The following is an 18,162-nucleotide window of genomic DNA, read 5'->3' on the forward strand; positions in this document are numbered from 1 at the left end:
AAACCTTGAAAAAAAGCGCCCCGGTAAGGGGCGCAGCGGTAATGCTCGATCAATCGCTATCGAATGCATGCTTCACCCAATTCAGGCCAGGCCTGGCCGGATCGTTACCTTCAATGGCTATCACGTCGAAGCGGCAGGGCTGTTCGGCCCACTGCGGGCACGCATGAAGAAAATGCCGTGCGGCGAGAATCAGGCGTTGGCGTTTGCGCGCATCGATGCTTTCGAGCGCGCCGCCCCATTGCCGATGCTGGCGATAGCGTACTTCGGCGAATACTACTGTATCGCTATCAAGCATGACCAGATCGAGTTCGCCGCCCCGGCAGTGCCAATTCTGCGCCAATACCTGCAAACCCTGTTGGCGCAGGTAGCCCAAGGCGTAGGCTTCGGCCTCGCGGCCGGAGCGTTTGGAGGGAGCCTGTGCACTCAACGAAGCGTGTCCGGCAGGCGGGTGACCTGCCCATTGCTGAATTCGGCCCAAGGCAATTGCCGCTCGATGCGTTGGTTGGCATTGACGCTGAGGCTTCCGGATTCGCCCTCCAGGCGATTGGCGGGCAGGGCCTTGAGTTGGCCCAGGCGGGGCGCCAGGGCGTAGGCGTCGGCACCCATGGCATACAGCCGGCCAAGGCTGCCGGCCGCCTGCGGCCACTGCTTGACGACGGCCTGGCGCAACGGGTCGCCTGGGTTGAGCAGCCAGGGCGTTTCGCAGAAGCGGATACCGTCCATGTCGTTGTACTGCGCGCTGTCACCGCTGGCGTTGTACACATGGGATGTGGCGTATACCGGTAGCTTGCCAGCGAACTGATAGTTCAGGGTCGGCTTGATCTGCTGCGCTTGCTGCGGCGTCGCCGTCAGGTAAAGGAAGTCGACATCCTGCCGATAGCTGCCGCCCTGGCCGTCGGCCGTTTGGCGTACTTGCAGCAATTGCCCGATTTGCCCGGCCATGGCCACCGGCTGGTCTATTTGGTCGTAGCCGACCAAGGTGCCGCCCTCGGCTTGCCAGGCCTGGCGGAAGGCCGCCAGTACTCGCTCGCCGAACTCCCCGCGCGGTACCAGCGCCACCGCGCGGGTATAGCCGTCGGCTCGGGCGCGGCGCGCCACCTCATGGGCCTCGTCTTCGGCCGCTAGGCCAAACTGGAACAATTGCGCCGGGCCCGCTTGGGTCGAATCGCTATAGTTAAGCGCCAATGTGGTGATCGGAAGCTGCGGGCGGGTGCTGATCTGTTTGACCAGGTTTTTTTCCAAGGGGCCGACCACCAATTGAACGCCTGCCGCCTGGGCTTGGCGATAGAAGTCGTCGATGTTGCTCACCCGCGAGCTGTCAAATACCTCGATGGCTGGGGCCTTTTGCCCACTTTGCAGGGCCTGGAAGTGTGCGGCCATGAAACCATCACGCAGGGCCTTGGCCACGGCGGCCAATGGCCCCTGTTGTGGCAGTAGCAGGGCGATCTTGTCCAGCGGCGCATTGGTGAGGGCCATCAGTTGGGTGAGTTGCGCGGGCAACTGGCGGGCCGCCGGATGGTTCGGGTGCTGCGTTTGCCAGGCGCTGATGGCGGCCTTTTGTTGTTCCAGCGTGCCGGCGGTTTTAGTGATGGCGGCCAGGCTGAGCCAGCCGGCTAGGTCGTCGTCGCCGCTGGGTTGTAGCTGGTCGGCGGGCAGCCCCGCCACCAAGGCCCAGATCGCTTCGTTGTTGGCGGTGGCCTGGTCGGCGGGCAACATAGGGCCGATATAGGCACGCTCGCGAGCGGCTGCCAGGGCTTGCCCATCGGCCTCCAGGGCGCGGGCGCGTACCGCGCCGGTGCGCACCTGTTGGTCCATGGGCAGCTCGCCCAGGTGCTGCAGGCTGGGGTGCTGCAAGGCGGCGAGGGCGGCCTTGGCGTCATTGCGGGCCATGGCCAGCTCGGCGGCCAGCGTGCTGGCGAACACCTGCTGTGCGGGTTTGAGCGCGTCGAGCGGTACCTGGGCGAGTATTTGCCCGGCGCGGTCGGGATCGTTTTGCTGCGCCGCCTTGTCGGCTGCCGATAGGCGCAGCAGCGCGGCGTCCTCAGGCGAGCTCGCGCTGGCGGCCTGCTGCAGCAATTGCTCGACGCTGGCGGCGGGTGTTTTGGGCAGCTCGCCGAGGTTGGATGAAGGAGTGCTGGCGCACGCGGCCAGCAGGACGGCAAGGCACAGGGCCCAGAAAGGCCGCAAACAACCTGTCATGTACATCTTCCTGATACGAGAGCATTGGCGTTGGATTGTAACCAAGGGGCGGCCCGCGTGCGATGGTGAGGGTGGCAAAGCGCCGACCTCTGTGCCAAGCCCGAAGGCGCGCTACAATGGCTGCTTTTGCGGACCCCAAGGTGTGTGCTGTGACTGTTCCCGATGCTACAGATTCAACTTTTGGCACACTTTATGTTGTCGCGACGCCAATCGGGAACCTCGACGACATGAGCGTTCGTGCGCTACGGGTGCTCAAGAGCGTGGCGTTGATTGCGGCCGAAGACACTCGCCATTCCCAGCGCCTGTTGCAGCATTTCGGCATCCAGACACCGCTGGCGGCCTGCCACGAGCACAACGAGCGCGAGGAAGGGGGGCGCTTTGTCACTCGGCTGTTGGCCGGTGACGATGTAGCGCTGGTATCGGACGCCGGTACACCACTGATTTCCGACCCAGGCTACCATTTGGTGCGCCACGCCCGCTTGGCCGGCATCCGCGTGGTCCCCGTGCCCGGTGCCTGCGCGCTGGTCGCCGCGCTGTCGGCGGCGGGCCTTGCATCGGACCGCTTCATCTTCGAAGGCTTTTTACCGGCGAAGGGCGCGGGGCGCCGTTCGCGGTTGGAGGCCTTGCGGGAAGAACCGCGCACGTTGATCTTTTACGAAGCGCCCCACCGGATTCTGGAAAGCCTGCAAGACATGGCGGCGGTGTTCGGTGCCGAGCGCCCGGCACTGTTGGCGCGTGAGCTGACCAAGACCTTCGAAACCCTTAAGGGCCTGCCGCTCGAGCAATTGTGCGCATTCGTCGAGCAAGACCCGAACCAGCAACGCGGCGAGTGCGTGGTGTTGGTCGCCGGCCATGTGGCGGCAGAGGAGGGTGAGGCCGTTAGTGCCGAGGGGCTGCGCGTACTCGACCTATTGCTTGCGCAAATGCCGCTCAAGCGCGCCGCTGCATTGGCCGCCAGCATCACCGGTGAGCGTAAGAACGCGCTCTATCAAGCCGCGCTGGCGCGCAAGGGCGCGGCTGGCGGTTGATGGCGGGGGCGGTTATCCGGTAACCTTGCCCTCGGAGAGTCGATCGGACAGTCGCTGCCGCCTTTTGTTCCGCAGGGGGCGGGGGAGGAAAGTCCGGGCTCCATAGGGCAGGGTGCCAGGTAATGCCTGGGGGGCGCGAGCCTACGGAAAGTGCCACAGAAAATAACCGCCTAAGCGCTTCGGCGCCGGTAAGGGTGAAAAGGTGCGGTAAGAGCGCACCGCACGGCTGGTAACAGTTCGTGGTCAAGGCAAACCCCACTCGGAGCAAGACCAAATAGGGTTCCATGGGCGTGGCCCGCGCTGGAACCGGGTAGGTTGCTAAAGGTGTCCAGTGATGGCCATCGTAGAGGAATGACTGTTCTCGACAGAACCCGGCTTACAGATCGACTCTCCACCTCCTCTCCTTCTGCTCGTTCGATAGCAGAAATGGTTTTTTAATACCAAAAGAATCTTAAACCTTAGAAGTCACTTTAACTTTCCCCTGGATTTCATTGACTTGCAAACTTTGCACCGGTCAATGCCCCTCCGTTATAGCACTCGAATCACAGCTTCGGTTTCTAAATCACCGTTCTATAAGGGTTTTCCTTACCAACGCACCTTGACGGTGCGGGGAATGGGTTCCTATAGTGTGCACAAGTGGTAGAAAGTGGCACGAAGTGGGAAAAACGGGCAGAACAGGAACCAAATCGGGGTAGCTCAATAGTGTTTCGCGGAGCGAATGCCATCAGTCTCGACGCCAAGGGTCGTCTCGCTATGCCGAGCCGGTATCGCGACGAGCTGAATTCGCGTAGCTCCGGGCAATTGATCATCACTATCGACACCGTCGACCCCTGCCTCAATGTTTACCCTCTCGACGAATGGGAAGTCATCGAAACCAAGCTGCGCGCCTTGCCGTCCTTGCGGGACGAGGTCAAGCGCTTGCAGCGTTTGTTGATCGGTAACGCGGTGGATCTGGAACTCGACGGCAGTGGTCGTTTTCTGGTGCCACCGCGTTTGCGTGATTACGCCAAGCTGGACAAGCGAGCGATGCTCGTGGGCCAGTTGAACAAGTTTCAATTGTGGGACGAGGACACCTGGAACGCGGTATGCGCGGCAGACCTCGAAGCGATTCAACAACCTGGCGCCATGCCTGACGAACTGCGTGACCTGATCCTGTGAGCATCGATAGCGGCTTCAACCACATCACCGTATTACTTGGCGAGGCTGTAGAGGCTTTGGCCGTGCGTGTGGGCGGCTGCTATATAGACGGCACGTTCGGCCGCGGCGGGCACAGCCGGCTGATACTCCAGCAATTGGGGCCTGATGGCCGCTTGCTGGGCTTCGATAAAGACCCCCAAGCCATTGCCACTGGGCAAGCGCTGGCGGCCGAAGACGGCCGCTTCGTTATTGTGCAGCGCAGTTTTGCCGAAATGGCCGAGCAAGCGCGCGCATTGGCGGTGGCCGGGGAGGTCGCCGGCGTGTTACTTGACCTGGGCGTGTCGTCACCGCAATTGGACGACCCGGCGCGCGGCTTCAGTTTTCTCAATGATGGGCCGTTGGACATGCGCATGGACCCTTCCCGGGGCATCAGCGCTGCCCAGTTCGTGGCCACGGCCGGCGAGGATGAAATCGCCCGCGTGTTCAAGGATTACGGCGAAGAGCGCTTCGCCAAGCGCATGGCTCGCGCCGTCGTGCAGCGACGCGAACAGCAAGCGTTCGAGCGTACTGCGGACCTTGCCCAGGTGCTCAAAGACGCCAACCCCGCCTGGGAAAAGAACAAGCACCCGGCCACACGCGCTTTTCAAGGGCTGCGCATTCATGTGAACAACGAACTGGCGGACCTTGAAGCAGGGTTGGCGGCGGCGCTCGAGGTGCTCGAGATCGGCGGGCGGCTGGTGGTGATCAGCTTCCATTCGCTGGAAGACCGCATCGTCAAGCTGTTCATGCGCCGCCTGGAAAAAGGCGAGGCGGACAAGCTGCCGCGCAATCTGCCGGTGAAAGTCGAGCCGTTTCAGCCGGTACTCAAAACCTTGGGCAAGGCCCGGTTCGCCTCTGAGGCGGAACTGGCCAGCAACCCGCGTGCGCGCAGCGCCGTCATGCGAGTCGCGGAGAAGCTGCGATGAGCAAGCGCCTCACCAAGCCGCTGCCGGGCGGTACCGCTTTGTTGCTGATGCTGTTCGCGGCCGTGTTGGCCACGGCAATCGCCGTGGCCTACAGCGCCTACCTTAACCGCACGTTGCTCAATACCCTGTACACCGAGCTTTCCGAACGCGACAAGGCCCAGGCCGAATGGGGCCGGTTGATTCTCGAGCAAAGCACCTGGACCGCCAACAGCCGTATTGAAACGTTGGCCACCGAGCAACTGAAGATGCGCGTGCCCGATGCGGCCGAAATCCGCATGGTGGCGCCGTGATGAAGCTGGACGGGGCATTGTTCCCCTGGCGTTTTCGCCTGGTGCTGGGCTTGCTTGGCCTGATGGTACTGGGCATCAGCGCGCAGATCATTTACCTGCAACTGATCGACGACGACTTCCTCAAGGGGCAGGGTGATGCGCGCAGCCTGCGGCATATTCCGATCCCGGCCCACCGTGGCCTGGTCACCGACCGTAACGGCGAACCGCTGGCGGTCAGCACGCCGGTCAGCACGTTGTGGGCCAACCCTAAGGAAATGCAAGGCGACAAGAACCGCTGGCCCGACCTTGCCCGCGCCTTGGGGCAAGACCCGGCACAGTTGGCCGAGCGCCTGGAAGCCAACGCCAGCAAAGAGTTCATCTACCTGGTGCGCGGCCTTACGCCTGAGCAGGGCCAGAACGTGATGGATTTGAAGGTCCCGGGTGTCTATAGCCTGGAGGAATTCCGGCGGTTCTACCCGGCCGGCGATACCACCGCGCACATGGTCGGCTTCACCGACCTCGACGACGACGGCCGCGAGGGCGTCGAACTCGCCTATGACGACTGGTTGGCCGGCGTGCCAGGGCGGCGGCAGGTGCTCAAGGACCGCCGCGGCCACTTGATCCGCGACATTCAAGTGACCAAGAACGCCAAGGCTGGGAAAACCCTGGCCTTGTCCATTGACTTGCGCCTGCAGTACCTGGCTACGCGCGAACTGCGCAAGGCGATCCAAGAGCAACAGGCCAAGGCCGGCAGCTTGGTGATCATGGACGTAAAAACCGGCGAAGTACTGGCCATGGTCAACATGCCCACGTACAACCCCAACAATCGCCGGACCATGGTCCCCGCGGCGATGCGTAACCGGGCCATCATCGACGTGTTCGAACCTGGCTCTACCATGAAACCACTGTCGATGAGCGCCGCGCTGGAAACCGGGCGTTGGAAGCCTTCGGACAAGGTCGAGGTATACCCCGGTTCGCTGCAATTGGGCCGCTACACCATCAAGGACGTGTCCAAGTCCGAAGGCCCGGTGCTCGACCTGACGGGCATCTTGATCAACTCTTCCAACGTCGGCATGAGCAAGGTGGCCTTCGACGTGGGCGGCGAGAACATTTACCGGGTCATGTCGTCGGTCGGGCTCGGTCAATATTCCGGCCTCGGGTTCCCGGGCGAGCGCGTGGGCAACCTGCCCAACCACCGCGAATGGCACAAGGCTGAAACCGCGACCTTGTCTTATGGTTACGGCCTGTCAGTGACCGCCCTGCAACTGGTGCACGCCTACGCCACCTTGGCCAACCATGGCCGGCTCGTGCCGCTGTCGATCCTCAAGGTGGACCGACCGCCGGAAAACCGCCAAGTGATTCCGCAGAACGTCGCCGACACCATCCAGGGCATGCTCCAGCAGGTGATCGAAGCGCCGCGCGGCGTATACCGCGCCCAGGTGCCCGGCTACCACGTGGCCGGCAAGTCTGGCACCGCGCGCAAGGCCACGGTGGGCTCGCGCGGCTACACCGAAAACGCCTACCGCTCGTTGTTCGCAGGCTTCGGCCCGATGAGCGACCCGCGTTACGCCATCGTCGTGGTTATCGATGAGCCCAGCGCAGGCGGTTACTTCGGCGGCCTGGTGTCGGCACCCGTATTCAGCAAGGTGATGTCCGGCACGTTGCGCCTGATGAACATACCGCCGGACAACCTCCAGCCCGCGCAGCAACAGGCGAGCAACACGCCGGCGCCCGCGCCGATGCCCGCGCCGACGAAGGGAGGGCGTGGCTGATGAGCATGCACCTGACCGCTCTGTTCGCCCAGGCCAGCCAAAACCCGCTGATTCGCGCATTGGCGTTGGACAGCCGCACCGTGCGGCCGGGCGACCTGTTCCTGGCGGTTCCCGGCGCGCGTATGGATGGCCGCGACCATATAGACGATGCGCTGGCCCACGGGGCCGCGGCTGTCGCTTATGAAAGCGAGGGCGCCAGGGTATTGCCGCTGACCGACGTGCCGTTGATTCCGGTGCGCCACCTGGCTGGGCAGTTGTCTGCCATCGCCGGGCGTTTTTACGTAGAGCCCAGCCGCCTGCTACGGCTGATCGGCGTCACCGGTACCAACGGCAAGACCACCACCACCCAATTGATCGCCCAGGGCCTCGATGCACTGGGCGAGCGTTGCGGTACCCTCGGCACGTTGGGCAGCGGGTTTGTCGGGGCCATCGCCCCGGGCACGTTGACCACGCCAGATGCGATCACCGTGCAGGCCACCCTGGCGGACCTGCACAAGGCCGGGGCCCAGGCCGTGGCCATGGAAGTGTCTTCCCATGCCATCGACCAGGCCCGGGTCGCGGCGCTCGCGTTTGACGTCGCGGTGTTCACCAACCTCACCCGCGACCACCTCGACTACCACGGCAACATGCAGGCCTATGGCGAGGTCAAGGGCCGGCTATTCGCGTGGGAAGGCCTGGGGTGCCGGGTGATCAACCTCGACGACAGCTTCGGCCGCGAGTTGGCCGCGCGGCCCCATGCGTCGCGGTTGCTCACCTACAGTTGCGAACGGCCCGACGCTACCTTCTATTGCCGCGATACCCACTTTGGTGACCAAGGCATCCGGGCGCGGCTGGTAACCGCGCAGGGCGAATATGACTTGCGTTGCCCACTGCTGGGGCGCTTCAACCTGAGCAACGTGTTGGCCGCCATCGCCGCGCTGTTCGCGCTGGGATACCCACTGGATAACGTGCTCCAGGCGGTGGCGCGTTTCCACGGCCCCGAAGGGCGCGTACAGCAAGTGGGCGGCGGGCGGCTACCGCGGGTGGTGATCGATTATTCGCACACCCCCGATGCGTTGGAAAAAATTCTTGAAGCCATGCGCCCGCACGCGCAGGGCGAACTGGTGTGTGTGTTCGGTTGTGGCGGTGATCGGGACCGCGGCAAACGGCCAGAAATGGCCCGCATTGCCGAACGCCTGGCCGACCGTGTGCTGGTGACCGACGACAACCCTCGCACGGAAGCGCCGCAGGCCATCTTCGATGATATTCGGGCCGGCCTGTCGGCCCCCGAGGCTGTTCGCTTCGTGCCGGGGCGCGGCATGGCTATCGCGCAGGCGGTGGCGGCTGCCAAGGCAGGTGACTTGATCGTGATCGCCGGCAAAGGCCATGAGGATTACCAGGAGATCGCCGGCGTGCGCCATCCGTTTTCCGATGTGAAAGAGGCCGAGAAAGCCCTGGCTGCCTGGGAGGTGGCCCATGCTTGATACCTTGTCGTTGAGCGCAATCGCAGGCCGCCTGCAGGGGCGGCTGGTGGGGGGCGATGCCCGCTTTGATGGTGTGTCGATCGACAGCCGTGCCATTACCGCCGGGCAATTGTTCGTGGCGTTGGCTGGCCCGCGTTTCGATGGCCACGATTACCTGGCCGAGGTCGCCGAAAAGGGCGCCGTGGCGGCCTTGGTGGAACATGAAGTACCGGGTGCCGCATTGCCTCAGTTGGTGGTGGCCGACAGCCGCCTGGCCCTGGGGCGCCTGGGTGCGATCAATCGGGAACGCTTCACCGGGCTGGTGGCCGCCATCACCGGCTCCAGCGGCAAAACCACGGTCAAGGAAATGCTCGCCAGCATCCTGCGCCAGCGGGGCCCGGTACTGGCCACCCGTGGCAACCTCAACAATGACCTGGGTGCGCCATTGACCTTGCTGGAGCTGGCGCCAGAACACCAGGCCGCGGTCATCGAGCTGGGGGCTTCCCGTATCGGCGAAATTCGTTACACCGTTGGGCTCACGCGGCCGCAAGTGGTGGTGATCAACAACGCTGGCAGTGCCCATGTAGGGGAGTTCGGGGGGCCGGAGAAGATCATCGAAGCCAAGGGCGAGATCCTCGAGGGCCTGGCGCAAGGCGGGACCGCCGTGCTCAACCTCGACGACAAAGCCTTCCCGATATGGAAAAGCCGCGCCGGCGAGCACCGCGTGCTGAGTTTTTCCCTGGGCCAGGCCGCCGCCGATTTTCGCGCTGAACGGGTCGCTGCCGATGCACGCGGGTGCCCAGCATTCGACCTGGTGTGCAGCGCCGGGCAGGTGCGTATCCAGCTCAATCTGCTGGGCCGGCACAACGTACTGAATGCCACGGCCGCCGCCGCTGCGGCCAGCGCCATGGGTATGCCGTTAGCGGCCATCGCCGCGGGTTTGGCGGCGGTACAGCCGGTGAAGGGCCGCACCGTGGCGCACCTGACCGCCGAAGGCGCGCGGGTTATCGATGACACTTACAATGCCAACCCCTCCTCGGTGTGCGCAGCGGTTGATATACTCGCCGGCTTTTCCGGCCGCACTGTCCTGGTGCTCGGAGATATCGGCGAATTGGGCGCCTGGGCCGCCGCTGGCCACCGCGAGGTGGGCGACTATGCCCGGGGCAAGGTCAGCGCGCTGTATGCCGTTGGCCCGCTGATGGCCAACGCCGTCGAAGCGTTCGGCCCCCATGCCCGCCATTTTGCTAATCAAGCCGACCTGATCGATGCCGTGCGCAGCGAATTGGGCGGCGCTACCACTATTTTGATCAAAGGCTCACGCAGCGCTGCGATGGAACACGTCGTGGCGGCCTTGTGCGGTGCCGGCGGGGAGAAACATTAATGCTTTTGCTGTTGGCCGAATTCCTGCAACAGTTCTACAAGGGCTTCGCGGTCTTCCAGTACCTGACCCTGCGCGGGATCCTGGGCGTACTGACCGCGTTGGTCCTGGCGCTGTGGCTCGGGCCTTGGATGATCCGCACCTTGCAAATCCGCCAGATCGGCCAGGCCGTGCGCAACGATGGGCCGCAGTCGCACCTGTCCAAATCCGGTACGCCCACCATGGGCGGGGCGCTGATCCTTTCGGCCATCGGCATCAGCACATTGTTGTGGGCAGACCTGTCCAACCGCTATGTTTGGGTGGTGCTGGTGGTCACGCTGCTGTTCGGCGCCGTCGGTTGGGTCGACGACTACCGCAAGGTGATTGAAAAGAACTCCCGCGGCTTACCCAGCCGCTGGAAGTATTTCTGGCAGTCGGTGTTCGGCCTGGGCGCCGCGGTGTTTTTGTACCTCACCGCTAACAGCCCGGTGGATACCACGCTGATCATCCCCATGTTCAAAGACGCCAGCCTGGCATTGGGCGCCGGTTTCGTGGTGCTGGCGTACTTGGTGATCGTCGGCTCCAGCAATGCGGTCAACCTCACCGATGGCCTCGACGGGCTTGCGATCATGCCCACCGTGATGGTCGGCGGCGCACTGGGCATCTTCTGCTACCTGTCGGGTAACGTGAAGTTCGCTGAATACTTGCTGATCCCCTATGTACCGGGCGCGGGCGAGCTGATCGTGTTCTGCGGCGCGCTGATCGGCGCAGGCCTGGGCTTTTTGTGGTTCAACACCTACCCGGCGCAGGTGTTCATGGGCGATGTCGGCGCTTTGGCGCTGGGTGCCGCGCTGGGCACCATCGCGGTGATCGTGCGCCAGGAAATCGTGCTGTTCATCATGGGCGGTGTGTTCGTGATGGAAACCCTGTCGGTGGTGATCCAGGTCGCGTCGTTCAAGCTGACCGGGCGGCGCGTGTTCCGCATGGCGCCGATTCATCACCACTTTGAACTAAAAGGCTGGCCCGAGCCGCGCGTGATCGTGCGGTTCTGGATCATCACCGTGATCTTGGTGCTGATCGGCCTTGCCACGTTGAAGCTGAGGTAGGCCCAGTGTCTGTGATCGCTTCCGACCAGTTCCGCATCGTTGTCGGCCTCGGCAAGAGCGGCATGTCCGTGGTTCGCTTTTTGGCGAACCGCGGCGTGCCCTTTGCAGTGGCCGATACGCGCGAGAACCCGCCGGAGCTGGCCACGTTGCGCCGTGACTACCCGCAGGTAGACGTGCGCTGCGGCGAATTGGACCCAAGCTTTCTGGGCCGCGCCAGCGAGCTGTACGTTAGCCCCGGGCTGGCGCTGGCCACGCCGGCGCTGCAGCAGGCAGCGGCGGGCGGCGTGGTGCTGTCTGGCGACATCGACCTGTTCGCCCGCCATGCCAAGGCACCGATTGTGGCCATTACCGGTTCCAACGCCAAAAGTACCGTGACCACGCTGGTCGGTGACATGGCGCTGGCTGCCGGCAAGCGCGTAGCGGTGGGCGGCAACCTCGGCACCCCGGCCCTCGACCTGCTCGCCGACGAGGTAGAACTCTATGTGCTGGAGCTGTCGAGCTTCCAACTGGAAACGACCCACCAGCTCGGCGCCGAGGTGGCTACCGTGTTGAACCTGAGCGAAGACCACATGGACCGCTACAGTGGCATGCCCGCCTATCATTTGGCCAAGCACCGGATTTTCCGCGGCGCCCGGCAGGTGGTGGTGAACCGCCAGGATGCCTTGACGCGGCCGTTGCTGGGCCAAGGCGTGCCCTGCTGGACCTTCGGCCTGAACGCCCCCGATTTCAACGCCTTTGGCCTGCGCGAAAGCAATGGCCAAAAGTACCTGGCCTACGCCTTCGACCTGCTGCTGCCGGCCAGCGACCTTAAGGTACGCGGCGCGCATAACCAGGCCAATGCCCTGGCGGCGTTGGCGCTGGGCCATGCCGTTGGCTTGCCGATGGCGGCCATGCTCCAGGCGCTGCGCGCCTTCACGGGCCTCCCTCACCGCTGCCAATGGGTTCGCGACCGGGGCGGCGTGGCCTGGTACAACGACTCCAAGGCCACCAACGTAGGCGCCGCACTGGCCGCTATCGAAGGGCTGGGTGCAGACATCCACGGCAAGCTGGTGCTGGTGGCCGGGGGCGATGGCAAGGGTGCTGATTTTGCCGCCCTGCGCCAGCCCGTGAGCCAGCACTGCCGGGCCGTGGTGTTGCTCGGGCGGGATGCCGAACGGCTCGCCAGCGCCTTGGGCAGCGATGTGCCCCACGTGCGCGTGGCCTCGCTCGACGACGCGGTGGCGCGCTGCACCGAACTGGCCCAGCCCGGCGACGCGGTGCTGTTGTCGCCGGCCTGTGCCAGCTTCGACATGTTCAAGAACTACGAAGAGCGCGGCCGCCAGTTCGCCGATGCCGTGAGGGCGCTGCCATGATCTTCAACCTGGTCAAACCATACCCCTCGCCGCTGATCAGCAACCGCGGCATCGATATCGACTTCCCGATGCTTGCCGGTTGCCTTGCACTGCTGGGCCTGGGCCTGGTCATGATCACCTCGGCGTCCTCGGAAGTGGCGGCCGCGCAATCGGGTACCCCGCTGTACCACATGTTCCGCCACCTTATTTACCTGGCTATTGGCTTGGGCGTGGCGGGGGTGATGATGATGGTCCCGATCGCCAGTTGGCAGCGCCTGGGCCCTTGGTTGCTGCTCAGCGCCTTTGCCCTGCTGCTTGCGGTGCTGGTGCCGGGGCTGGGCCGCGAGGTCAATGGCTCGATGCGCTGGATCGGCTTTGGTGCGTTCAACGTGCAGCCGTCGGAAATCGCCAAGGTGTTCGTGGTGATGTTCTTGAGTGGCTACCTGATCCGCCGCCAACACGAAGTGCGCGAAAGCTGGATGGGCTTTCTCAAGCCTTTGATCGTGCTGCTGCCGATGGCCTTCCTGTTGCTGATGGAGCCGGACTTCGGCGCCACCGTGGTGATGATGGGCGCGGCTGGCGCGATGTTGTTCCTTGGCGGTGTGGGGCTGTTCCGCTTTTTACTGCTGGTGGCCGGGGCGGTACTGGCAGTGGTGCTGTTGGTGTATGCCCAACCCTACCGGATGGCGCGGTTGGTCACGTTCACCGACCCCTGGGCCGACCAATTCGGTTCAGGCTACCAATTGACCCAGGCGCTGATCGCTTTCGGCCGCGGCGGCTGGTTCGGCGTGGGCCTGGGCAATAGCGTGCAGAAGCAGTTCTACCTGCCGGAGGCCCACACCGATTTCGTGTTTTCGGTGCTGGCCGAAGAACTGGGCGTGGTCGGTTCGCTGTGCACAGTGGCGCTGTTCGTGTTCGTGTGTATCCGCGGCATGTACATCGGGCTGTGGGCCGAGCGCGCCAAGCAGTATTTCTCGGCGTACGTGGCCTATGGCCTGTCGTTTTTGTGGATCGGCCAGTTCCTCATCAACATTGGGGTGAACGTAGGCCTGCTGCCCACGAAGGGCCTGACCCTACCGTTTCTCAGCTATGGCGGCAGCTCGCTGGTGATTTGCTGTGCGTGCCTGGGCCTGCTATTGCGCATCGAGTGGGAAAGCCGCACGCACCTGGGCAGCGAAGAGGTGGAGTTCCAAGAGAGCGACTTCGCCGAGGAGGCTTACCATGGCCGGTAACGTGCTGATCATGGCCGGTGGCACCGGGGGCCATGTGTTCCCGGCGTTGGCCTGTGCGCGCGAATTCCAGGGCCGTGGTTACAGCGTGCATTGGCTGGGCACCCCGCGGGGGATCGAAAACGACCTGGTACCGCGTGCTGGCCTGCCGCTGCATGTGATCAACGTCAGCGGTTTGCGGGGCAAAGGCGTGCTATCGCTGCTCAAGGCGCCGGTGGTGTTGCTGCGCGCATTGGCGCAGGCCTACCGGGTGATACGCGAACTCAAACCGGTGTGTGCCATCGGTTTCGGTGGTTACGTGACGGGCCCCGGCGGCCTGGCCGCGCGGCTGGCCGGGGTGCCGGTGGTGGTGCATGAGCAAAATGCCGTGGCCGGTACTGCCAACCGGTTGCTGGTGCCCTTGGCCAGCCGGGTGTGCGAGGCGTTCCCCGACACCTTCAAGGCGCTGGCCAAGCGCCGCACCACCGGTAACCCGGTGCGCCCGGAGCTGTTCCTGGACACCCCGCGCCAAGTGTTGGCCGGGCGCCGTACACGGTTGCTGGTGATGGGCGGCAGCTTGGGTGCCGAGCCGTTGAACAAGCTGGTGCCCCAGGCGCTGGCGCAGGTGCCGGCCAGTGATCGCCCGGAAGTGTTCCACCAAGCGGGCAAGCAGCACGCTGAAGCCACTACCGAGCGTTACCGCGAAGCGGGCGTAGAGGCACGGGTGGCGCCGTTCATCGATGACATGGCACAGGCTTACGCCTGGGCGGATCTGGTGATTTGCCGCGCCGGCGCCTTGACCGTCAGTGAGCTGGCCGCTGCCGGGCTGCCGTCGATGTTGGTGCCGCTGCCGCACGCTATCGACGACCATCAAACGCGCAATGCCGATTACTTGGCTCGGGAAGGCGCCGCCTTCCTGTTGCCGCAAGCGACGACTGGCGCCACGGAAATGGCCGGGCGCCTGAAAGAGGTTTTGATGCAACCGGACAAACTCAGCGCCATGGCAGCCACTGCGCGCCGCCTGGCCAAGCCTGATGCCACCCGCACGGTGGTCGATGCGTGCCTGGAGGTGGCCCATGGTTGAAAACCAAAAAGCCATCCCGCAACCGGAGATGCGCCGTATTCGCCATATCCACTTCGTCGGTATCGGCGGGGTAGGCATGTGCGGTATCGCCGAAGTGCTGCTTAACCTGGGCTACCAGGTGTCCGGCTCAGACTTGAAAGCGTCGCCGGTGACCGAGCGCCTGCAGAAGTTCGGCGCGCAGGTTTTCGTCGGCCACCGGGCTGAAAACGCTGCCCATGCCGACGTGCTGGTGGTGTCCAGTGCCGTTAACGCAAGTAACCCGGAAGTCGCCACTGCCCTGGAGCGGCGCATCCCGGTGGTGCCGCGCGCCGAGATGCTTGCTGAGTTGATGCGTTACCGCCATGGCATCGCCGTGGCTGGTACCCATGGCAAAACCACCACCACCAGCCTGATCGCCTCGGTGTTCGCCGCCGGCGGCCTGGACCCGACCTTCGTTATCGGTGGCCGCTTGACCGCGGCCGGCACCAACGCCCAACTGGGTACCAGCCGCTACCTGATCGCCGAAGCCGACGAGAGCGACGCCAGCTTTCTGCACCTGCAACCGCTGGTGGCGGTGGTCACCAACATCGACGCTGACCACATGGCCACCTATGAAGGTGACTTCAACAAGCTGAAGAAAACCTTCGTCGAGTTTCTTCACAACCTGCCGTTCTATGGGCTGGCGGTGGTGTGCCTGGATGACCCGGTGGTGCGCGAGATCCTGCCGCAGGTCGCGCGCCCTACCGTGACTTACGGCCTCAGCGAAGACGCCGATGTGCGGGCGGCCCACATTCGCCAGCAGGGTATGCGTACCTTCTTCACCGTGCTGCGCCCTGATCGCGAGCCGCTGGAGGTGTCGGTGAACATGCCGGGCAACCACAACGTACTCAATGCATTGGCCACTATTGCCATCGCCACCGACGAGGGCATCGGCGACGAAGCCATCGTTCAGGGCCTGTCGGGCTTCCAGGGCGTGGGCCGGCGCTTTCAGGTCTACGGTGAGCTGCCGGTGCAGGGCGGCAGCGTGATGCTGGTCGACGATTACGGCCACCACCCGCGCGAAGTCGCCGCGGTCATTAACGCCATCCGTGGTGGTTGGCCAGAGCGGCGCTTGGTGATGGTGTACCAGCCGCACCGTTTCAGCCGCACCCGCGACCTTTACGACGATTTCGTGCAGGTGCTCGGCGATGCCAACGTACTGCTGCTGATGGAGGTGTACCCGGCCGGCGAAGAGCCGATCCCGGGCGCCGACAGCCGCCAACTGTGCCACAGCATCCGCCAGCGTGGCGTGCTCGACCCGATCTACGTCGAGCGGGGCGCCGACATGGCACCGCTGGTCAAGCCGTTGCTGCGTGCCGGCGATATCCTGCTGTGCCAGGGTGCTGGCGATGTGGGGGCGATTGCGCCGCAACTGGCCAAGAGCCCGCTGTTCACCAGCGAGGGGGGTAACTGACATGGCTGATTACACGGGCCTGGTTTCCCGCTTGATGCCCTCCGACTTCGGCCGGGTGGCGGTGCTGTACGGCGGCAAAAGTGCCGAGCGGGCGGTCTCGCTCAACTCGGGCGCTCAAGTGCTGGCCGCGCTGCAGGGCGCGGGCGTGGACGCCTTCGGCATCGATGTGGGCGATGACCTGCTTGCCGTATTGCAGCGCGAGCGTATCGACCGTGCGTTCATCGTGCTGCACGGCCGTGGCGGCGAAGATGGCAGCATGCAGGGGCTGCTCGAATGCTTGGGCATCCCCTATACCGGCAGCGGTATTCTGGCCTCGGCGCTGGCGATGGACAAACTGCGTACCAAGCAGGTGTGGCAGAGCCTGGGCATTGCCACGCCCCGCCACGCGGTCTTGGCCAGCGCCGCCGATTGCGTATCGGCGGCCGAGGAACTGGGCTTCCCTTTGATCGTCAAACCGGCCCATGAAGGTTCAAGTATCGGTATGGCGAAAGTGAACAGCGTGCAAGCGCTGGTCGAAGCTTGGGAATGCGCCAGCACCTACGATTCGCAAGTGTTGGTCGAGCAGTGGATAAATGGCCCCGAGTTCACCGTCGCCATTCTGCGTGACCAGCCGCTGCCCGCCATCGCCCTGGGTACCCCCCACGCGTTCTACGACTACGACGCCAAGTACCTGGCGTCCGATACCCAATACCGCATTCCCTGCGGCCTGGCGCCTGAACAGGAACAGGCCTTGGCCGGCCTGTGCAAGCGTGCCTGCGATGCCTTGGGCATCGCCGGTTGGGCGCGGGTAGATGTGATGCAGGATGCCAACGGTGAATTCTGGCTGCTGGAAGTCAATACCACGCCAGGCATGACCGACCACAGTCTGGTACCGATGGCCGCCCGTGCCGCCGGCCTGGACTTTCAGCAATTGGTGCTTTCCATCCTGGCCGCCAGTGTAGCGGCCCGAGGTTAACGACATGCGTGGCGCGTCGATCCGACATCAGCAACCGCTGCCCAGCCGCAAGGCCCCACCGCGCGGCGCCAGCCGTATGGTGGCCAAAGAGCCACTATCGGCACGCCTGCCCAGGCCGGGTACCGGTTGGCTGAAGAAAGTGTTGTGGCCGCTTTTGCTGGCAGGGCTGGGCGTGGGCACCTGGTATGGCACCGAATACGCGATGCCCTACATCGACCGCCCGATTACCCACATCAATGTGCAGGGCGACCTCAGCTACATCAGCCAGGAAGCGGTGCAGCAGCGTGTCGCACCCTACATGAACTCGCGGTTTTTCAGCATCGACCTCAACGGTTTGAGCGCAGACTTGCAGACTATGCCCTGGATCGCCCACGCCGAGGTGCGCCGGGTGTGGCCGGACCAGGTGGTGATCCGCCTGGAGGAGCAACTGCCAGTGGCCCGCTGGGGCGATGACCAACTGCTGAACAACCAGGGCGAGGCGTTCGCCCCACGGGAGCTTGCCAATTACGAGCACCTGCCGCAGCTGTTCGGGCCGCAGCGGGCGCAGCAACAGGTCATGCAGCAGTATCAAGTGCTCAGCCAGATGCTTCGGCCCTTGGGCTTCTCCATCGCCCGGCTTGAATTGCGTGAGCGCGGCAGTTGGTTCCTGACCACCGGCGCAGGCAGCGCCGGACCAGGCATCGAGTTGCTGCTGGGGCGTGATCACCTGGTGGAGAAATTGCGCCGGTTCATTGCCATCTACGACAGAACCTTGAAAGAGCAGATCACCAATATCGCCCGTATCGACCTGCGCTACGCCAACGGCCTGGCCGTGGGCTGGCGCGACCCGAGCTTGGCGATCCCGGCCCAAGGGGCCGTGGCGAAGAATTGACAAGAG

Annotated in this window: 16 protein-coding genes and 1 other RNA gene; 15 read left to right on the plus strand and 2 right to left on the minus strand. The window is 64.1% G+C overall.

Annotated elements, in window-relative coordinates:
* Positions 1 to 49: 49 nt before the first annotated feature.
* Together HAQ05_RS01675 and HAQ05_RS01680 are read right to left on the minus strand one after the other, a co-directional pair.
* The gene (locus HAQ05_RS01675; protein WP_190416855.1) at positions 50 to 427 is read right to left on the minus strand and encodes a YraN family protein; all 378 of its coding nucleotides are present in this window, start codon (positions 425 to 427) and stop codon (positions 50 to 52) included.
* Positions 424 to 2,199 carry a penicillin-binding protein activator gene (locus HAQ05_RS01680; RefSeq protein ID WP_190416856.1) on the minus strand — a complete coding sequence of 592 codons (1,776 nt, stop codon included), beginning with the start codon at positions 2,197 to 2,199 and terminating at the stop codon, positions 424 to 426. The genes HAQ05_RS01675 and HAQ05_RS01680 overlap by 4 nt, the downstream gene beginning before the upstream one ends.
* A 116-nt stretch (positions 2,200 to 2,315) precedes the next feature.
* Here HAQ05_RS01680 and rsmI point away from each other — a divergent pair, with 116 nt between their 5' ends.
* The 15 genes from rsmI (at position 2,316) to HAQ05_RS01755 (ending at position 18,156) form a co-directional block, all read left to right on the plus strand.
* Positions 2,316 to 3,227: a 16S rRNA (cytidine(1402)-2'-O)-methyltransferase gene (rsmI, locus tag HAQ05_RS01685; protein ID WP_190416857.1), complete on the plus strand. Its 912-nt coding sequence runs from the start codon at positions 2,316 to 2,318 to the stop codon at positions 3,225 to 3,227.
* A gap of 35 nt (positions 3,228 to 3,262) precedes the next feature.
* Positions 3,263 to 3,622, plus strand: an RNA gene (gene rnpB / locus HAQ05_RS01690) — RNase P RNA component class A.
* 307 nt (positions 3,623 to 3,929) lie between these two features.
* Positions 3,930 to 4,385: a division/cell wall cluster transcriptional repressor MraZ gene (gene mraZ, locus HAQ05_RS01695; protein ID WP_190416858.1), complete on the plus strand. Its 456-nt coding sequence runs from the start codon at positions 3,930 to 3,932 to the stop codon at positions 4,383 to 4,385.
* Positions 4,382 to 5,329, plus strand: a complete 948-nt coding sequence (rsmH, locus tag HAQ05_RS01700) for a 16S rRNA (cytosine(1402)-N(4))-methyltransferase RsmH (protein WP_420825734.1) — start codon at positions 4,382 to 4,384, stop codon at positions 5,327 to 5,329. Before mraZ ends, rsmH begins: the two co-directional genes overlap by 4 nt.
* Positions 5,326 to 5,619 carry a cell division protein FtsL gene (gene ftsL / locus HAQ05_RS01705; RefSeq protein ID WP_190416859.1) on the plus strand — a complete coding sequence of 98 codons (294 nt, stop codon included), beginning with the start codon at positions 5,326 to 5,328 and terminating at the stop codon, positions 5,617 to 5,619. Before rsmH ends, ftsL begins: the two co-directional genes overlap by 4 nt.
* Positions 5,616 to 7,370: a penicillin-binding transpeptidase domain-containing protein gene (locus HAQ05_RS01710; protein WP_190416860.1), complete on the plus strand. Its 1,755-nt coding sequence runs from the start codon at positions 5,616 to 5,618 to the stop codon at positions 7,368 to 7,370. The genes ftsL and HAQ05_RS01710 overlap by 4 nt, the downstream gene beginning before the upstream one ends.
* Positions 7,370 to 8,833 carry a UDP-N-acetylmuramoyl-L-alanyl-D-glutamate--2,6-diaminopimelate ligase gene (locus HAQ05_RS01715; protein ID WP_190416861.1) on the plus strand — a complete coding sequence of 488 codons (1,464 nt, stop codon included), beginning with the start codon at positions 7,370 to 7,372 and terminating at the stop codon, positions 8,831 to 8,833. Before HAQ05_RS01710 ends, HAQ05_RS01715 begins: the two co-directional genes overlap by 1 nt.
* Positions 8,826 to 10,193 carry a UDP-N-acetylmuramoyl-tripeptide--D-alanyl-D-alanine ligase gene (locus tag HAQ05_RS01720; protein ID WP_190416862.1) on the plus strand — a complete coding sequence of 456 codons (1,368 nt, stop codon included), beginning with the start codon at positions 8,826 to 8,828 and terminating at the stop codon, positions 10,191 to 10,193. Before HAQ05_RS01715 ends, HAQ05_RS01720 begins: the two co-directional genes overlap by 8 nt.
* The gene (mraY, locus tag HAQ05_RS01725; RefSeq protein ID WP_190416863.1) at positions 10,193 to 11,275 is read left to right on the plus strand and encodes a phospho-N-acetylmuramoyl-pentapeptide-transferase; all 1,083 of its coding nucleotides are present in this window, start codon (positions 10,193 to 10,195) and stop codon (positions 11,273 to 11,275) included. The genes HAQ05_RS01720 and mraY overlap by 1 nt, the downstream gene beginning before the upstream one ends.
* Before the next feature lie 5 nt (positions 11,276 to 11,280).
* Complete coding sequence (gene murD, locus HAQ05_RS01730) at positions 11,281 to 12,627, plus strand: UDP-N-acetylmuramoyl-L-alanine--D-glutamate ligase (RefSeq protein WP_190416864.1); 1,347 nt, start codon at positions 11,281 to 11,283, stop codon at positions 12,625 to 12,627.
* Positions 12,624 to 13,838, plus strand: coding sequence for a putative lipid II flippase FtsW (ftsW, locus tag HAQ05_RS01735; protein WP_194718457.1), 1,215 nt, complete (start codon positions 12,624 to 12,626; stop codon positions 13,836 to 13,838). Before murD ends, ftsW begins: the two co-directional genes overlap by 4 nt.
* Positions 13,828 to 14,898, plus strand: coding sequence for an undecaprenyldiphospho-muramoylpentapeptide beta-N-acetylglucosaminyltransferase (gene murG, locus HAQ05_RS01740; RefSeq protein ID WP_190416865.1), 1,071 nt, complete (start codon positions 13,828 to 13,830; stop codon positions 14,896 to 14,898). Before ftsW ends, murG begins: the two co-directional genes overlap by 11 nt.
* On the plus strand, positions 14,891 to 16,330 hold the full coding sequence (murC, locus tag HAQ05_RS01745) for a UDP-N-acetylmuramate--L-alanine ligase (protein WP_190416866.1): 1,440 nt from the start codon (positions 14,891 to 14,893) through the stop codon (positions 16,328 to 16,330). Before murG ends, murC begins: the two co-directional genes overlap by 8 nt.
* Before the next feature lies 1 nt (position 16,331).
* A complete protein-coding gene (locus tag HAQ05_RS01750; protein ID WP_190416867.1) occupies positions 16,332 to 17,285 on the plus strand; it encodes a D-alanine--D-alanine ligase in 954 nt (317 codons plus the stop codon).
* 4 nt (positions 17,286 to 17,289) lie between these two features.
* A complete protein-coding gene (locus tag HAQ05_RS01755; protein ID WP_190416868.1) occupies positions 17,290 to 18,156 on the plus strand; it encodes a cell division protein FtsQ/DivIB in 867 nt (288 codons plus the stop codon).
* The last annotated feature ends 6 nt before the right edge of the window (positions 18,157 to 18,162 follow it).

The organism is Pseudomonas typographi (genome assembly GCF_014694385.1).
Lineage (GTDB): Bacteria > Pseudomonadota > Gammaproteobacteria > Pseudomonadales > Pseudomonadaceae > Aquipseudomonas > Aquipseudomonas typographi.

Bases quoted from the DNA above. Each gene is read 5' to 3' on its own strand.
- HAQ05_RS01680 (WP_190416856.1), bottom strand. From the start codon at position 2,199: ATGACAGGTTGTTTGCGGCCTTTCTGGGCCCTGTGCCTTGCCGTCCTG.
- rsmI (WP_190416857.1), top strand. From the start codon at position 2,316: ATGGCTGCTTTTGCGGACCCCAAGGTGTGTGCTGTGACTGTTCCCGAT.
- ftsL (WP_190416859.1), top strand. From the start codon at position 5,326: ATGAGCAAGCGCCTCACCAAGCCGCTGCCGGGCGGTACCGCTTTGTTG.
- HAQ05_RS01715 (WP_190416861.1), top strand. From the start codon at position 7,370: ATGAGCATGCACCTGACCGCTCTGTTCGCCCAGGCCAGCCAAAACCCG.
- HAQ05_RS01720 (WP_190416862.1), top strand. From the start codon at position 8,826: ATGCTTGATACCTTGTCGTTGAGCGCAATCGCAGGCCGCCTGCAGGGG.
- mraY (WP_190416863.1), top strand. From the start codon at position 10,193: ATGCTTTTGCTGTTGGCCGAATTCCTGCAACAGTTCTACAAGGGCTTC.
- ftsW (WP_194718457.1), top strand. From the start codon at position 12,624: ATGATCTTCAACCTGGTCAAACCATACCCCTCGCCGCTGATCAGCAAC.
- murG (WP_190416865.1), top strand. From the start codon at position 13,828: ATGGCCGGTAACGTGCTGATCATGGCCGGTGGCACCGGGGGCCATGTG.
- murC (WP_190416866.1), top strand. From the start codon at position 14,891: ATGGTTGAAAACCAAAAAGCCATCCCGCAACCGGAGATGCGCCGTATT.
- HAQ05_RS01750 (WP_190416867.1), top strand. From the start codon at position 16,332: ATGGCTGATTACACGGGCCTGGTTTCCCGCTTGATGCCCTCCGACTTC.
- HAQ05_RS01755 (WP_190416868.1), top strand. From the start codon at position 17,290: ATGCGTGGCGCGTCGATCCGACATCAGCAACCGCTGCCCAGCCGCAAG.